Here is a 13,935-nt window from a genome sequence, read left to right as displayed (position 1 = left end):
AGTCTCCGGAAGGGGCAAAACTCCCATTATTTTGCAAACCGGCGCCATTTTCACGGCCCTGACGACTAAAATATTTTTATCCCACCATATTTATTACTGCTTTTTCATATGGAGGCAGGTTTTTCAACCAGGCGGGTGATGAAAAGCAGAAAGCCAGGGCAGGGCCCTGGCTTTCGCTGGAGAATCATCGCTTCAGGAAGGCAGCGTCACTCGAATATCGCGTCGAGATCGAGCCCCTGCTTGTCGAGCATGCGGCGCAGCTTCTTCAACGCCTCGACCTGGATCTGGCGGACCCGCTCCCGGGTCAGGCCGATCTCCTCGCCGACCTGCTCGAGGGTCGAGGCCTCGTGACCGCGCAGGCCGAAGCGGCGCACCACCACCTCGCACTGCTTGTCGGTGAGCTCGGCCAGCCAGTCGTCGACGTGCTGCTTGACGTCGCCGTCCACCAGGGTCGATTCCGGCCCCAGCTCGTTGTCGTCGGTCAGGGTCTCGATCAGCGGCTTGTCGCTCTCCGCCCCCACGGGGTAGTCGACCGAGGAGACCCGCTCGTTGAGCCCCATCATCTTCTTGACGGTTTCCACCGGCTTGTCGAGATGCTCGGCGATCTCCTCGGCGGTGGCCTCGTGGTCGAGCTTCTGGGTCAGCTCGCGGGCCGCCCGCAGGTAGATGTTGAGCTCCTTGACCACGTGGATCGGCAGGCGAATCGTGCGGGTCTGGTTCATCAGCGCCCGCTCGATGGTCTGGCGAATCCACCAGGTGGCGTAGGTGGAGAAACGGAAGCCGCGCTCGGGGTCGAACTTCTCGACCGCACGGATCAGCCCCAGGTTGCCCTCCTCGATCAGGTCGAGCAGGGTCAGGCCGCGGTTCAGGTAGCGCCTGGCGATCTTGACCACCAGGCGCAGGTTGGACTCGATCATCCGCGACCGGCCGGCGGGATCGCCCTTGCGGGCGAGGCGGCCGTAGAAGACCTCCTCCTCCGGCGTCAGCAGCGGCGAGAAGCCGATCTCGTTGAGGTAGATCTGGGTGGCATCGAGGCTGTGATGATAGTGGCGGTCCTCACGGCTCAGCGCCTTCTCGAAGGCCGCGTCCGCATCTTCGGGCGCGGCGGTCTCGAGCTCGACCTCCTGCTCACCGGCTTCTTCGGCCGATTCCATGTCCACCTCGTTCAGGTCCCGTTCAAGCATGCTCATCGATTGTTACCCCATGGTTGTATCGAGCACCGTGTCATGCTCGAAACGATCGATGTCAGAGGTTGTCATTGTATGGTGTTGCTTTGCTGACTCGAGCGGCTTGCCGACCCTTTCCTTCAACGCTTGAGCTCAACGCTTCGGCAGATACTCCAGCGGATCCTGAGGCTGGCCGTCCTTGCGCACCTCGAAGTGCAGCCTGACATCCTCGGCGTCGCTGTCGCCCATGGTGGCGATCACCTCGCCGGTCTCGACAACGTCGTTTTCCTTCACCCTCAGGCTGTCGTTGTGGGCGTAGGCACTCAGGAATTCATCGTTGTGCTTGAGCAGGATCAGGTTGCCGTACCCGCGTACGCCGCTGCCCGCGTAGACCACGATGCCCGGCCCGGCCGCCTTGACAGGTTGCCCCTTTTGTCCGTCGATATCAATGCCGGCGGTGATGGTGCCGCCCTCGCCGAACGTCCCGATCACATCACCGCTGGCGGGCCACTGCCAGGGCACGTCATCCACCGGCGTATAGCTGCGTGACTCGCGGGATTCGGCCTCCGGTTCGCCGGCCACCCGGGTGCCGGCATCGGCCTGCGGCTGGGCGTCGGACTCGCTCTCGGCGGCCTGTCCCGACCCGGCGTCGGAAGCCGTCTGGGCCGCGGCCTCGCCTTCCGTCCCCGCCTGCTCGCGCTCCTCGCGGCTGCGGCGCTCGGCCTGGTCGCTCTCGCTCAGGGTGCCGTCGGCGCCCGGGCTCTCGGGATCGTAGACCGGCCCAGGCCCCTGGGCGCCCTCGCCGTCGCTCGCCTGGCCGCCGTCGGAGGCGGCCTCGGCCTGCGCCTCGTCGCCGCTGCGCTCGCTGCCGCCGTCGGGCAGCAGCCAGTCCAGCGCCCCGTCATCCTGGCTCGCGCCGCCGAGACCGGTCGCCACGGCGCCGCCGGCCGCCCCGGCGCTCACCGCCGAGCCGGCGTCGCCGCCGCGACCATCGGAGCCGGCGCCGGCTCCGCCGCCCAGCGTCAGCTGCTGGCCCGGCTGGATGTTGTAGGGCGGCTCGATGCGATTGAGCCGCGCCAGGTCGCGGTAGTCCATATCGTGGCGCCAGGCGATGCCGTAGAGGGTATCGCCGGCCTCGACGGTGTAGCTGGCCGGGCGCTCGGCCGAGCGGCTGGACGACAGGTCCTGGACCTGCACCGGCGACGGGGCCTCCTGGGAGGCGGCGCAGCCCGCCAGGGTCAGGGCCAGCCCTGAAATCAGCAAAACCTTATGCATCGGAACCTTCCTCCTTGTCCTCGTGTCGGCCGCCCAGGGCAGCGCTCTGGTCGCCATTCTGGGTCCTGCCGATGCTCCACACCAGGGCAGCACCGGCCAGCATCAGCGCCACCACCGCCGCCAGATGGGCGGGATCGCCGGTGACCTCGGTGAACGCCGACGGCGTCAGATAGCGGTAGTCCAGGGGGATCATCTGGCCGTCCGGCCCGAGCTGGTAGCTCACCAGCTCGCGCCAGGGCCACAGCACCGGCAGCGAGCCGAGGATGAACCCCACCAGCAGCTGCAGGGTGGCGGTGTGAAAGCGCACCAGCAACCAGCACAGCAGCCGCGAGAAGGCGAACAGCCCGATCAGGCAGCCGCCGCCGAACAGCAGGATCGCCCCCAGGTCGAAATCGCGGATCGCATCCATCACCTTGCCATAGAGGCCCATGGTCAGCAGCAGGAAACTGCCCGAGACCCCGGGCAGCAACATGGCGCTGATGGCGATGGCGCCGCCGGCCACCAGCATCAGCTCGGGGCTGCCCAGCCGCCCGATCAGCGGCATCAGCGCCGGCAGCAGCTGGGCCAGCAGCAGCCCGATGGCCAGCGGCAGCAGGTGCCAGAATCGCCAGTCGGCGGGATGCCGGCCGACCACCAGCGCGGAGGCCGCCACCAGGCCGAAGAAGAAGCCGTTGAGCGGCAGCGGATGATCCTCCATCAGCCACACCACCAGGTGAGCGACGCTGATCAGGCTGGCCACGATGCCGGCCATCAGCGGCAGCAGGAAACCGAGATTGAGGTGAGTGACCAGCCCGGCCATGCCGCCCCGGCGCCAGGCGCCGACGGCGCTGGGCCCGAAGCGACGCACGGTCAGCAGCAGCTCCTCGTAGATGCCGGTGATGAAGGCGATGGTGCCGCCGGAGACGCCGGGCACCGCATCGGCGGCTCCCATGCCGGCGCCCCGCAGCAAGAGGCCTAGTTGACGCTTCAAGAACTTACTCCCTGAGAAAACACTGGTGTATGACGACGCCTCCGGGCGCCCCATGGCATAGATCAGCGCTTTCGCCGTTGCGGCACCCTCCCTGGCACCGGTTTCCAGGACCGCCTAACGGATCACGCCCTCCAGCAGCGGCACGAAGCGCACCGGTTCCAGGCGCTCCTTCTCGAACCGGTCGCCCTGGCGGCGCACCCGCACCAGCCACTGGCGGCCGTCGCGCTCGGCCAGCGGCGCGATCATCACCCCGCCGTCGGCCAGCTGGGCCAGCAGCGGCTCGGGCAGCGAGCCGGCACAGGCGGTCAGCAGGATGACCTCGAAGGGCGCGGCCTCGGGCCAGCCGTGGCCGCCGTCGGCCAGGCGCAGGTGCGCGTTGTGCACGCCGAGCAGCCGCAGCCGCTCGCCGGCGCGACGATGCAGGGCATTGATCCGCTCCACCGACCAGAGTTCCGCCACCTGCCGCGCCAGCACCAGGGTCTGGTAGCCGGAGCCGGTGCCGATCTCCAGCACCCGCTCGGGCGCCTCCTCGCGCACCAGCTCGGTCATGCGCGCCACGATCCACGGCTGCGACAGCGTCTGGCCGTGGCCGATGGGCAGCGAGGTGTCCTCGTAGGCGCGATGGGACAGCGCCTCGTCGAGGAACAGGTGGCGCGGCTCCTCGGCCATGGTCTCCAGCACCCGCCGGTCGGCGATGCCCTGCCGGGCCAGACGCTCGACCATGCGGTCGCGGGTACGCTGGGAGGTCATGCCGACGCCCTTCACCAGCTCCGGTCGCAGCCGACGGCGGGAATCAGGTGAGTGCATCCAGCCATTCCTGAACGTCGTCGCGCGCCGCATGCCGGGTCAGGTCCAGCTGCAGCGGCGTGATGGACACGAAGCCGGCCTCCACGGCGGCGAAATCGGTATCTTCCCCGTCGTCGGCGCTCTCGCCCGCGGCGGCGATCCAGTAGCGCTTGCGCCCGCGCGGGTCGAGCACCTCCAGCGGCTCGGCGGCCGGCCCCCGGTAGCCCTGGCGCGTCACCTTGAGGCCGCGGATCTCCTCCCAGGGCAGGTCCGGCACGTTGACGTTGAGCAGGCTGCGCGGCGGCAGCGAGAGCCGGTCGGCGGCGCCGACCAGGCTCGCCGCCACCCGGCCGGCGGTCTCGAAGTAGCGATGGCCGACCAGCGACATGGCGATCGCCGACATGCCCAGGTTGCGGCCCTCCATGGCGGCGGCCACGGTGCCCGAATAGAGCACGTCGTCGCCCAGGTTGCCGCCGTGGTTGATGCCCGAGATCACCAGGTCCGGACGCTCCTCCCAGACCCCGTTGACGCCCAGGTAGACGCAGTCCGCCGGGGTGCCATCGACGCTGTAGAAGCCGTTGTCGAGGGTCGACAGCGCCAGCGGGCGGGTCAGGGTCAGGGAATTGCTGGCACCGCTCTTGTCGCGGTCGGGGGCCACCACGCGCAGCCGCGCATGGGGGGCCAGGGCGTCATGCAGGGCGCGCAGGCCCGGGGCATGCACCCCGTCATCATTGGACAGCAGCAGTCGACGCATCCGCGGCTCCTTGCTCGGGCCCCGGCCGGGGCGTGTGGTAACTCAGGGTCGGGTGGGCGATCAGCTCGCGCAGCACGGCGGTGGCGAAGGCGCCGCGGGGCAGCGTGAAGGAGAACCAGGCCTCGCCCTCGCCGGGCGCCAGCCGAGGTGCGGCCAGGCGCAGGCGCAGCGGCCGGCGGGCGGTCTTCACCCCGGCGCGCACCAGGCCGTCGCACAGCGCGGGATGCGCCTCGGCCAGCGCCAGCTCGCGCGACTGGGCCTCGCCCTGGGCCACCGAGCGGCCCTGCCCCCAGAGCACGCCGCTCGGGTGCAGGTCGAGCCGCTCGGCGCGCTCGAGCAGCGAGTCGTCGACCGTCTCGGCCACGAACTGGCTCGACGTGCCGTCGAGGATCACCGCCTCGCCCGGCAGCGGCGTCGCCCAGCTGCCCTCGGCGATGCGCGCGGCCAGCAGCTCGTTGAACAGGTAGCTGCGCGCCGCGGAGAGCAGCATGCCCTCGCGGTCGTCGCGCTTGCGCCAGCCCCGGGCCAGCACGCTGGCCGCGCGATGGAGATTGCGCCCGTCGGGGCCGAAGCGCTGCGGTCCGAAGTAGTTGGCGGCGCCGTGGTGGCACAGCCAGGCCCAGCGCTCGGCGAGATGCGGGTCCTCCAGCGCCTCGCCGGTGACGCGCAGCCGGAAGCGGTTGGCGGCGTGCACGCCGCGCTTGAGCTTGCGCGGATGGCGGGTCGCCTCGAGCAGCGTCAGCGGAAGGTCGGCGAGCCGCGCCCCGAGATCGTCCGGCGCCTCGCGGCCGGGCAGGTGCACCGAGAACCACTGGCGCGTCACCGCGTGACGATCCTTCATGCCGGCGTAGCCGACGTCGCGCTGGGTGACCTCGCAGGCCTTGGCCAGGCGGCGGGCGACCATCGCGGTGGTCAGGTCGCGCTTCTCGATCCACAGCCACAGGTGCTCGCCCTGCCCCTCCGGTTCGAAGCCGAGCTGCTCCTCGACCCGGAAGTCCTCCGGCGTGGCGCGGTAGCCGCCGGGGCGCGGGGCGCCGAAGCGCGCGTCCAGCACCCGCGGCCAGCTCGGCGGCCAGGCGATCGGGGCCTGCGGCCGATCGGACGTCGCCTCAGACATCGTCGCGCTCCTGCATCAGCAGCACCACCGCCTCGGCGGCGATGCCCTCGCCGCGGCCGGTGAAGCCCAGCCGCTCGGTGGTGGTCGCCTTGACGTTGACCGCCCCGCGCGCCACCGCCAGGTCGGCGGCGATGGCCTCGGCCATGGCCTCGACGTGGGGCGAGAGCTTCGGCGCCTGGGCCATCACCGTGGCGTCCAGGTTGCCGACCCGGTAGCCCGCCGCATGCACCTGCGCCACCACCCGACGCAGCAGCTCGCGGCTGTCGGCGCCGGCCCAGGCCGGATCGGTGTCGGGGAAGTGGCGGCCGATGTCGCCCAGCGCGCAGGCGCCGAGCAGGGCATCGCAGATCGCATGCAGCAGCACGTCGCCGTCGGAGTGGGCGACGAAGCCGCGGTCGAAGGGAATGGCGACGCCGCCGATCCGCAGGTGGTCGCCCTCGCCGAAGCGGTGGACGTCGAAGCCGTGGCCGATTCGCATCATGCGGTGTCGTTCCTGTCGGCGGAGGGATCGGGCGCTTCCTGGGCGGCGAGGATCGCCTCGGCCAGCGCCAGATCCTCCGGATGAGTGATCTTGAGATTGTCGCGGCGCCCGCTCACCAGGCGCGGCGAGAGGCCCAGCGCTTCCACCGCCGAGGCCTCGTCGGTGACGGCGACGCCCCGGTCGGCGGCCTCCTGCAAGGCCCGGCGCAGCAGCCCGTAGCCGAAGCCCTGGGGCGTCAGGGCGTGCCACAGGCCGTCCCGGGGCTCGGTGCCGCCGACCCGGCCGTCGCCGTCGTCGCGCTTCATGGTGTCGGCCACCGGCGCGGCCAGCAGCCCGCCCACGGCGTCCTCGGCCACCGCGGCCGCCAGCCGGCGCAGGTCGTCGACCCGCACGCAGGGCCGGGCCACGTCGTGCACCAGCACCGGGTCGGCCGCGCCGGCCTCGTCGGCGATGGCGGCCAGGGCGTGGGTCACCGAGTCGACGCGCTCGGCGCCGCCGGGCACCCGCCGCCAGTCGGCGAAGGGCACCGCGGCCGGGTCGAAGCGTTCGTCGTCGGGGTCCAGGCACAGGCACAGCCGCGCCTCGGGGAAGGCCTCGTGGAGCCGCGCCAGGGTGCGGGCCAGCACCGTGCGCCCGGCCAGCGGCAGATACTGCTTGGGCAGCGCGGCGCCCATGCGTCGGCCGCGGCCCGCGGCGGGCACCACCAGCCAGAGTCGCTCGCTCATCGTGCCGTCCCTTCGCCGTTCTCGCCGGCATCGGGCACCCAGAAGAACTGCTCGTCGCGGCGCACCATGCCGATGTCGCTGCGCGCCCGCTCCTCGATGGCGTCGAGGCCGTTCTTGAGGTCCACCACCTCGGCGGCGAGGCGCTCGTTGCGCGCCCGCAGCGGCGCATTCTCGGCCTCCAGGCGGTCCACTCGCTGGCGCACCTCGGCCAGCTCGCGCAGTCCGCCCTCGCCGAGCCACAGGCGATACTGCAACAGCGCCTGGAGGGCGATGAGCACGATGGCCAGCCACTTGAGCATGAAGAGGGTCCGTCACCAGGGAATTCGAGGGCGTAGTATGCCATCTTCCCCGGGTCGCCTCATCCATCAAAGCCCCGGCATCCGACCCGCGTCAGCCGCCATCGTCGAGACGGAACGGCAGCGCCCGCTCGGCGGCCGCGACGTAGGCCGCCAGGTGCTCGGCCTCCTCGACGCAGAAGCGCCCCACCCCGGCGCGCAGCCGCGGATCGGCGACATGGTGCAGCGAGGTCAGCCGCCGCGGCGCGAAGCCACGGGCCAGCTTGTGCTCGCCCTGGGTGCCGGGATCGAAGCGGGTCAGGCCTCGGGCCAGGCAGTGCTCGAGGCCCTGGTAGTAGCAGGCCTCGAAGTGCAGGCCGTCGGCCTCGATCTCGCTGCCCCAGTAGCGGCCGTAGAGCGTGCGGCTCCCCTGCAGACACAGCGCCGCGGCCACCGGCCGCCCCTCGAGGCGCGCCTGGACCAGCACCAATGCCTCGGGCAGGTCGCGGCGCAGCCGGGTGAAGAAGTCGCGGTTGAGATAGCCCCGCTGGCCGCGCTCGAGATAGGTGATCTGATAGCAGCGATAGAAGTGCGCCAGGTCGGCCTCGCCGATCGCCTCGCCCTCCAGCCGCTGCAGGGTCAGCCCCTGCTCGGCGACCCGGCGCCGCTCGCGGCGAATGGCCTTGCGCCGCTTGGAGGTCAGCGCGGCGAGGAAGCCGTCGAAGTCGCCGTAGCCCCGATCCTGCCACTGGAACTGCACCCCGGCCCGGGCGATCAGCTCGGGCCGCGCCTCGCGCCAGGCGGCGACCTCGTCTTGCTCGGCGAACAGCAGGTGCCAGCTCGACAGCGTCGAGCCCTCCCAGCGCTCGGCCAGCAGCCGACGCGCCTCGCGCGGGTCGACGTCATCGGCCAGCGCCAGCCGCGGCCCGGGCGCCGGGGTGAAGGGAATGGCGCTGAGCCCCTTGGGATAGTAGCGCCCGCCGGCCCGCTCCCAGGCGTCGGCCCAGGCCCAGTCGAAGACGTACTCGCCGTAGGAATGATGCTTGTGGTAGTACGGCAGCAGCCCGACCAGCGCCTCGTCGCGCCACAGCGTCAGGTGGCGCGGCGTCCAGCCGCTCGCCTCGCTCGCCGCCCCGCTGGCCTCCAGGGCATGCAGGAACTCGTGGCGCAGGAACGGATGATCGTCGCCCACCAGGGCATTCCAGGCCGCGGCCGGCACGGCGGCCACGGCGGACTGTTCGACGACACGCAATCGACTCATGAACTCTCCCGAGAGGGCCGGCTGACGGCGGCCGGCGCAGGGCCTACCCTAGATGGCAGCATGATCGGGACACGGAGACCGCCCCGTTCCGCCCTGAGCGACGAGGGGCCTTGACGCGCCTGTCATGGTAAATTAATTACAACTATAGCCGCATAACCCGGTTCGCCCCCGGTTTTCGGGCGATACTTTTGTTAAACTTACGAAAACACTTCCTTCACTTTCGTTGCCGAGGTGCCCCATGGCTCACGCTTCCACGCCACTCAACGCCACCGTCCAGCAGGTCACCCAGCGCATTCGCGAGCGCAGCGCCGAGCGCCGTGCCCTCTATGAGCGGCGCATGGCCGACCAGCATCGCCGCGGCGTGCACCGCGGCGAGCTGTCCTGCGGCAACCTGGCCCACGGCTTCGCCGCCTGCGGCAGCCAGGACAAGAATTCGCTGAAGCTGATGAACGCGGCGAACCTCGGCATCATCTCGGCCTACAACGACATGCTCTCGGCCCACCAGCCGTTCGAGACCTTCCCCGAGACCATCAAGGCCGCGGCCCGCGACATGGGCTCCACCGCCCAGTTCGCCGGCGGCGTGCCGGCCATGTGCGACGGCGTCACCCAGGGCCAGCCGGGCATGGAGCTGTCGCTGTTCTCCCGCGACGTGATCGCCATGGCCACCGCCGTGGGGCTCTCGCACAACATGTTCGACGCCGCCCTCTACCTGGGCGTGTGCGACAAGATCGTGCCGGGGCTGTTCATCGCCGCGGCGCGCTTCGGCCACCTGCCGGCCATGTTCGTGCCCGCCGGCCCGATGCCGAGCGGCCTGCCCAACAAGGAGAAGGCCCGCGTGCGCCAGCTGTTCGCCGAGGGCAAGGCCAGCCGCGACGACCTGCTGGAGGCGGAGTCCGAGTCCTACCACAGCCCGGGCACCTGCACCTTCTACGGCACCGCCAACTCCAACCAGCTGATGATGGAGATGATGGGCCTGCACCTGCCGGGCACCTCCTTCGTCAACCCGGGCACCGAGATGCGCGAGGCGCTGACCCGCTTCGCCACCGAGCAGGCGATCCGCAACACCGAGCCCGGCGGCGACTATCGTCCCTTCTACCAGCAGATCGACGAGCGCGCCATCGTCAACGCCGTGGTCGGCCTGCTGGCCTCCGGCGGCTCCACCAACCACACCATGCACCTGGTGGCCATGGCCGCGGCGGCCGGCATCACCCTGACCTGGGACGACTTCACCGACCTCTCGGCGGTGACGCCGAGCCTGATGAAGGTCTACCCGAACGGCCAGGCGGACATCAACCACTTCCAGGCCGCCGGCGGCATGAGCTACCTGTTCCGCGAGCTGATCGGCGCCGGCCTGATCCACAGCGACATTCCCACCGCCTTCGGCACCGACATGACCGCCTACACCCAGGAGCCCTTCCTGGAGGACGGCAAGCTGGTGTGGCGCGAGGGCCCCGAGGCCAGCCTCGACACCGAGGTGCTGCGCGGCGTGAAAGAGCCCTTCGCCCCCACCGGCGGCCTCACCGTGCTCGACGGCAACCTGGGCCGCGGCGTGATCAAAGTCTCCGCGGTGCAGGAAGAGCATCGCCTGGTCGAGGCCCCGGCGCGGATCTTCGAGGACCAGAACGAGCTCAAGGCGGCCTTCGACGCCGGCGAGCTGGACCGCGACGTGGTCGCCGTGGTGCGCTTCCAGGGCCCCAAGGCCAACGGCATGCCGGAGCTGCACAAGCTGACGCCCTTCCTCGGCGTGCTGCAGGACCGCGGCCACAAGGTGGCACTGGTCACCGACGGCCGCATGTCCGGCGCCTCCGGCAAGGTCCCGGCCGCCATCCACATCAGTCCCGAGGCGCTGGACGGCGGACCGCTGTCGAAACTGCGCGATGGTGATATCGTGCGCCTCGACGCCAATGCCGGCACCCTGGAAGCCAAGGTCGACGCCGCCACCTGGGCCGACCGCGAACAGCGCGTGGTCGAGCTGGAGCACTACCACGTCGGCCTCGGCCGCGAGCTGTTCGGTGGCTTCCGCCACCTGGCCATGCGCGGCGAGGAAGGCGCCGGGGTGTTCGGCGGCTTCGAGGCCGACGACCTGGCCCGCCAGGCCGGCCAGATCCACGACGAGGACGCCTGAGTCGTCCCCCGGATTGCCCTGCGCATCCCGGGGACGATCGTGGCCCTAGAGATCGGGAGCGGGGAACCAGGCCCCGCTCCCGCACTGTTTGCAAGAGACGAATGTGACGATGACCCGACCCGCACTGATCGGCGATATCGGGGGCACCAACGCCCGCTTCGCCCTGGTGACCCCGGGGGCCTTCGAGCCCCACGACATCCTGAGCCTGCCCTGCGCCGACTATCCCGGCCTGGTCGAGGCCATACGCGACTACCTGGAACGGGTCGGCGCCGTGGGCGACGCCGCCCCGCTTGAGGCCTGCCTGGCCTTCGCCTGCCCGATCAACAGCGACCGGATCAAGATGACCAACAATCCCTGGTCATTCTCCCGCGCCGAGGTGCAGGAGGCGCTGGGGCTCGAGCTGTTCAAGGCGATCAACGACTTCACCGCCCAGGCCCTGGGCGTGCCCCACGTGGCCGAGGACGAACTGGTCGAGGTCCAGCCCGGCGAGGCGGTGCCCCATGCCGCACGCCTGGTGATCGGCCCGGGCACCGGGCTCGGCGTGGCCGGCGTCTTCCCCGGCCGCCATGCCTGGATCCCGCTGCCCACCGAGGGCGGCCACGTGACCTTCGCCCCCACCGACGAGCGGGAACACAACCTGCTGCGCCACTTCCGCAACCGCTACGGCCGCATCTCCGTGGAGCGGCTGCTGTGCGGCCAGGGGCTGCTCGACCTCTACCTGGCGCACTGCTCGCTGAAGGGCGCCAATCCGGCCTGCACCTCGCCCGCCGAGGTCACCGAGGCGGCCGCGAGCGGCGACGCCGTGGCTCGTGATACCCTGCTGCGCTTTCTGAAGATCCTCGGCGACGTCAGCGGCGACGCCGCGCTCACCCTCGGCGCCCGGGGCGGGGTCTACCTGTGCGGCGGCATCCTCCCGCGGCTGCTCGACTGGCTGCCGCAGAGCCGCTTCCGCGAGGCCTTCGCCACCAAGGGCCGCATGAGCGTCTATACCGCCGACATCCCGGTCCGGGTGGTCACCGCTCCCTGGACGGGCCTGCTGGGCGCCGCCGAGGCCCTGCACAACGAAGAGGTCGAGTAACTCGACGGAAGAGGTCGAATCAACCGGCGCCACCGCGTCGATCGGCCCGATGGAGGAGATTGCATGATTCCCGCATCCCTGCGCGCCCTGCTGGACGCCACCGACGGTCAGCGCCGTGCCGAATGGGCCGGCCGCGAGGTCTGGCTGGCCAATGAGGCCTGGGGTGAACTCGTGGTGTCGCTTCAGGGCGCCCAGGTGCTTCACTATTTTCCCGCGCCCGAAGCCGCGCGAGCCGCGGGCGCTTCACCGTCGCCGCTCTCTAACGCGTCCGAAGACACGCGAACGCGCACCAGCACTCCCAGCCCGGATCAGAGCGAGGAAGCCCTGGTGGCCGGCGGCTGGCTGTGGGTCACGCCCACGCCCCAGGCGCTGCCCGGCGCCATCCGCGGCGGCATTCCGCTGTGCTGGCCGTGGTTCGCCGACGAGCACACCGCCGACGAGTCCGAGGACCGCTCCGGTCCGATGCACGGCCCGGCGCGCAAGGCCGACTGGCGCCTCGACGCCGTGGACGAGCACGAGGAAGGCGTCGAGCTGCACCTCTCGCCACTGGAGCGCCTGCACTCCCAGCTGGTGCCGCGGGCGGTCATCCAGGCCAACGCCAACCGCCTGCACGTCGAGCTGATCACCGAACACCGCGGCGAGACCCCGGTGAAGATCACCGGCGCCCTGCACAGCTACCTGGCGGTGAATGACGCCCAGGCCTGCCGCGTCGAGGGGCTGGCCGGCGCCCGCTACCTGGACAAGCTCGCCGACTTCGCCGAGCGCGAGCAGCAGGGCGAGCTCGGCGTGCGCGGCGGCCTCGATCGCATCTACCACACCAACGCAGAGCTGACCCTGGACGACGGCCAGCGCCGGCTGCGCATCGCCCGCCAGGGCAGCGACTCCGCGGTGGTCTGGCATCCCGGCGACGCGCGCCCGGCCGACACCCCCGCCGCCGCGGCCCGTCGCTTCCTGTGCGTCGAATCGGCCAACACCCGGCTCGACCCGGTGTGGCTGGTGCCCGGCGCCCAGCACCTGCTGGGCACCACCCTGTCATTGGAGGCCTCGGCATGAGCGGCACCACCTTCGATGTGCCCTTCGCGCTGGGCATGATGAACCTGCACCAGGCGACGGAGCTGCACGCCGCCGAACGGCTGGCCGACTGGATCGAGGCGCGCCTCGATCAGGGCCTGGACTGGTTCGACCATGCCGACATCTACGGCGATCGCGCCGGCGAGCGGCTGTTCGGCGACGCGCTGCGCGCCCGCCCCGGGCTCGCCCGCCGGGTGCGGGTGGTGACCAAGACCGACATCGTCACGCCCGAGCGCGATGCCTCAGCGTTCGCCGTCAAGCACTACGACAGCTCGCCGGCCTACGTGACCCAAGCCATCGACGCCTCCCTCGAGCGGCTGGGCGTGGAGCGGCTGGACCACTTCCTGCTGCATCGCCCCGACCCGCTGATGGACGCCGAGGCCACCGGCCGCGCCCTGGACGACGCCATCGCCGCCGGCAAGATCGGCGCCGCCGGCATCTCCAACTTCCTGCCGGAGGCCTGGCGCCGGCTGCAGGCCGGCATGCACGCGCGCCTGTCGGCGCACCAGCTGCAGCTGTCGCTCGACCATAGCGCGCCGCTGTTCGACGGCCTCTACGACGCCGTGATCGGCGACGGCCAGGCCCCCATGGCCTGGTCGCCGCTGGGCGGCGGACGGGCGCTGGACGGCCCGGCGGCAGCGCTGCTGCACTCCCAGGCCGAGGCCCTCGGCGTCAGCCCCGCCGGGCTGGCCCTGGCCTGGCTGCGCGCCCTGCCCGGGCGACCGCTGCCGGTGATCGGCAGCCTCAGGCCCGAGCGCATCGAGACACTGCATCGGGACGCCTCGCTCGAGCTGTCGCGCCCGGCCTGGTTCGCGCTGCTCGAGGCCGCCCGCGGCCACGAGGTGGCCTGA

General features: G+C 71.1%; 14 protein-coding genes. 4 read left to right on the top strand and 10 right to left on the bottom strand.

Features of this window, described 5'->3' with window-relative positions:
* Positions 1-206: 206 nt before the first annotated feature.
* From rpoS to FIU88_RS03665, 10 genes are all read right to left on the bottom strand, one after another.
* Positions 207-1,190, bottom strand: a complete 984-nt coding sequence (rpoS, locus tag FIU88_RS03710) for an RNA polymerase sigma factor RpoS (protein WP_026068617.1) — start codon at positions 1,188-1,190, stop codon at positions 207-209.
* Positions 1,191-1,319: 129 nt separating this feature from the next.
* Positions 1,320-2,441 (bottom strand): peptidoglycan DD-metalloendopeptidase family protein, encoded by a 1,122-nt coding sequence (locus FIU88_RS03705; protein WP_152478236.1) that lies wholly within the window; start codon positions 2,439-2,441, stop codon positions 1,320-1,322.
* Positions 2,434-3,411: a DUF368 domain-containing protein gene (locus FIU88_RS03700; RefSeq protein ID WP_026068618.1), complete on the bottom strand. Its 978-nt coding sequence runs from the start codon at positions 3,409-3,411 to the stop codon at positions 2,434-2,436. Before FIU88_RS03700 ends, FIU88_RS03705 begins: the two co-directional genes overlap by 8 nt.
* A 114-nt stretch (positions 3,412-3,525) precedes the next feature.
* Positions 3,526-4,218 carry a protein-L-isoaspartate(D-aspartate) O-methyltransferase gene (locus tag FIU88_RS03695; protein ID WP_016856495.1) on the bottom strand — a complete coding sequence of 231 codons (693 nt, stop codon included), beginning with the start codon at positions 4,216-4,218 and terminating at the stop codon, positions 3,526-3,528.
* On the bottom strand, positions 4,205-4,951 hold the full coding sequence (gene surE, locus FIU88_RS03690; protein WP_016856496.1) for a 5'/3'-nucleotidase SurE: 747 nt from the start codon (positions 4,949-4,951) through the stop codon (positions 4,205-4,207). The genes FIU88_RS03695 and surE overlap by 14 nt, the downstream gene beginning before the upstream one ends.
* On the bottom strand, positions 4,926-6,068 hold the full coding sequence (gene truD, locus FIU88_RS03685; RefSeq protein WP_152478235.1) for a tRNA pseudouridine(13) synthase TruD: 1,143 nt from the start codon (positions 6,066-6,068) through the stop codon (positions 4,926-4,928). The genes surE and truD overlap by 26 nt, the downstream gene beginning before the upstream one ends.
* Positions 6,061-6,546 (bottom strand): 2-C-methyl-D-erythritol 2,4-cyclodiphosphate synthase, encoded by a 486-nt coding sequence (gene ispF / locus FIU88_RS03680; RefSeq protein WP_026068619.1) that lies wholly within the window; start codon positions 6,544-6,546, stop codon positions 6,061-6,063. Before ispF ends, truD begins: the two co-directional genes overlap by 8 nt.
* Positions 6,546-7,274, bottom strand: a complete 729-nt coding sequence (gene ispD, locus FIU88_RS03675) for a 2-C-methyl-D-erythritol 4-phosphate cytidylyltransferase (RefSeq protein WP_152478234.1) — start codon at positions 7,272-7,274, stop codon at positions 6,546-6,548. The genes ispF and ispD overlap by 1 nt, the downstream gene beginning before the upstream one ends.
* Positions 7,271-7,573 carry a cell division protein FtsB gene (gene ftsB / locus FIU88_RS03670; protein WP_016856500.1) on the bottom strand — a complete coding sequence of 101 codons (303 nt, stop codon included), beginning with the start codon at positions 7,571-7,573 and terminating at the stop codon, positions 7,271-7,273. The genes ispD and ftsB overlap by 4 nt, the downstream gene beginning before the upstream one ends.
* 91 nt (positions 7,574-7,664) lie before the next feature.
* On the bottom strand, positions 7,665-8,810 hold the full coding sequence (locus tag FIU88_RS03665; RefSeq protein WP_152478233.1) for a GNAT family N-acetyltransferase: 1,146 nt from the start codon (positions 8,808-8,810) through the stop codon (positions 7,665-7,667).
* Positions 8,811-9,048: 238 nt separating this feature from the next.
* On the opposite strand from FIU88_RS03665, the gene edd reads away from it, so the two are divergent.
* The 4 genes from edd (at position 9,049) to FIU88_RS03645 (ending at position 13,935) form a co-directional block, all read left to right on the top strand.
* On the top strand, positions 9,049-10,935 hold the full coding sequence (gene edd, locus FIU88_RS03660; protein WP_016856502.1) for a phosphogluconate dehydratase: 1,887 nt from the start codon (positions 9,049-9,051) through the stop codon (positions 10,933-10,935).
* A 109-nt stretch (positions 10,936-11,044) separates the two neighbouring features.
* Positions 11,045-12,013, top strand: a complete 969-nt coding sequence (gene glk / locus FIU88_RS03655) for a glucokinase (RefSeq protein ID WP_016856503.1) — start codon at positions 11,045-11,047, stop codon at positions 12,011-12,013.
* 63 nt (positions 12,014-12,076) lie between these two features.
* Entirely contained in the window at positions 12,077-13,066 is a 990-nt protein-coding gene (locus tag FIU88_RS03650) for a D-hexose-6-phosphate mutarotase (RefSeq protein WP_152478232.1), read from the top strand.
* On the top strand, positions 13,063-13,935 hold the full coding sequence (locus FIU88_RS03645; RefSeq protein WP_152478231.1) for an aldo/keto reductase: 873 nt from the start codon (positions 13,063-13,065) through the stop codon (positions 13,933-13,935). The genes FIU88_RS03650 and FIU88_RS03645 overlap by 4 nt, the downstream gene beginning before the upstream one ends.

It is taken from the genome of Halomonas sp. THAF12 (genome assembly GCF_009363675.1).
Classification (GTDB): Bacteria; Pseudomonadota; Gammaproteobacteria; order Pseudomonadales; family Halomonadaceae; genus Halomonas; species Halomonas smyrnensis.
This window is presented reverse-complemented; position numbering and strand designations above follow the sequence as displayed.

Bases quoted from the DNA above. Each gene is read 5' to 3' on its own strand.
- FIU88_RS03695 (WP_016856495.1), bottom strand. From the start codon at position 4,218: ATGCACTCACCTGATTCCCGCCGTCGGCTGCGACCGGAGCTGGTGAAG.
- rpoS (WP_026068617.1), bottom strand. From the start codon at position 1,190: ATGAGCATGCTTGAACGGGACCTGAACGAGGTGGACATGGAATCGGCC.
- truD (WP_152478235.1), bottom strand. From the start codon at position 6,068: ATGTCTGAGGCGACGTCCGATCGGCCGCAGGCCCCGATCGCCTGGCCG.
- glk (WP_016856503.1), top strand. From the start codon at position 11,045: ATGACCCGACCCGCACTGATCGGCGATATCGGGGGCACCAACGCCCGC.
- FIU88_RS03705 (WP_152478236.1), bottom strand. From the start codon at position 2,441: ATGCATAAGGTTTTGCTGATTTCAGGGCTGGCCCTGACCCTGGCGGGC.
- ftsB (WP_016856500.1), bottom strand. From the start codon at position 7,573: ATGCTCAAGTGGCTGGCCATCGTGCTCATCGCCCTCCAGGCGCTGTTG.
- FIU88_RS03650 (WP_152478232.1), top strand. From the start codon at position 12,077: ATGATTCCCGCATCCCTGCGCGCCCTGCTGGACGCCACCGACGGTCAG.
- ispF (WP_026068619.1), bottom strand. From the start codon at position 6,546: ATGCGAATCGGCCACGGCTTCGACGTCCACCGCTTCGGCGAGGGCGAC.
- ispD (WP_152478234.1), bottom strand. From the start codon at position 7,274: ATGAGCGAGCGACTCTGGCTGGTGGTGCCCGCCGCGGGCCGCGGCCGA.
- edd (WP_016856502.1), top strand. From the start codon at position 9,049: ATGGCTCACGCTTCCACGCCACTCAACGCCACCGTCCAGCAGGTCACC.
- FIU88_RS03665 (WP_152478233.1), bottom strand. From the start codon at position 8,810: ATGAGTCGATTGCGTGTCGTCGAACAGTCCGCCGTGGCCGCCGTGCCG.
- FIU88_RS03645 (WP_152478231.1), top strand. From the start codon at position 13,063: ATGAGCGGCACCACCTTCGATGTGCCCTTCGCGCTGGGCATGATGAAC.
- surE (WP_016856496.1), bottom strand. From the start codon at position 4,951: ATGCGTCGACTGCTGCTGTCCAATGATGACGGGGTGCATGCCCCGGGC.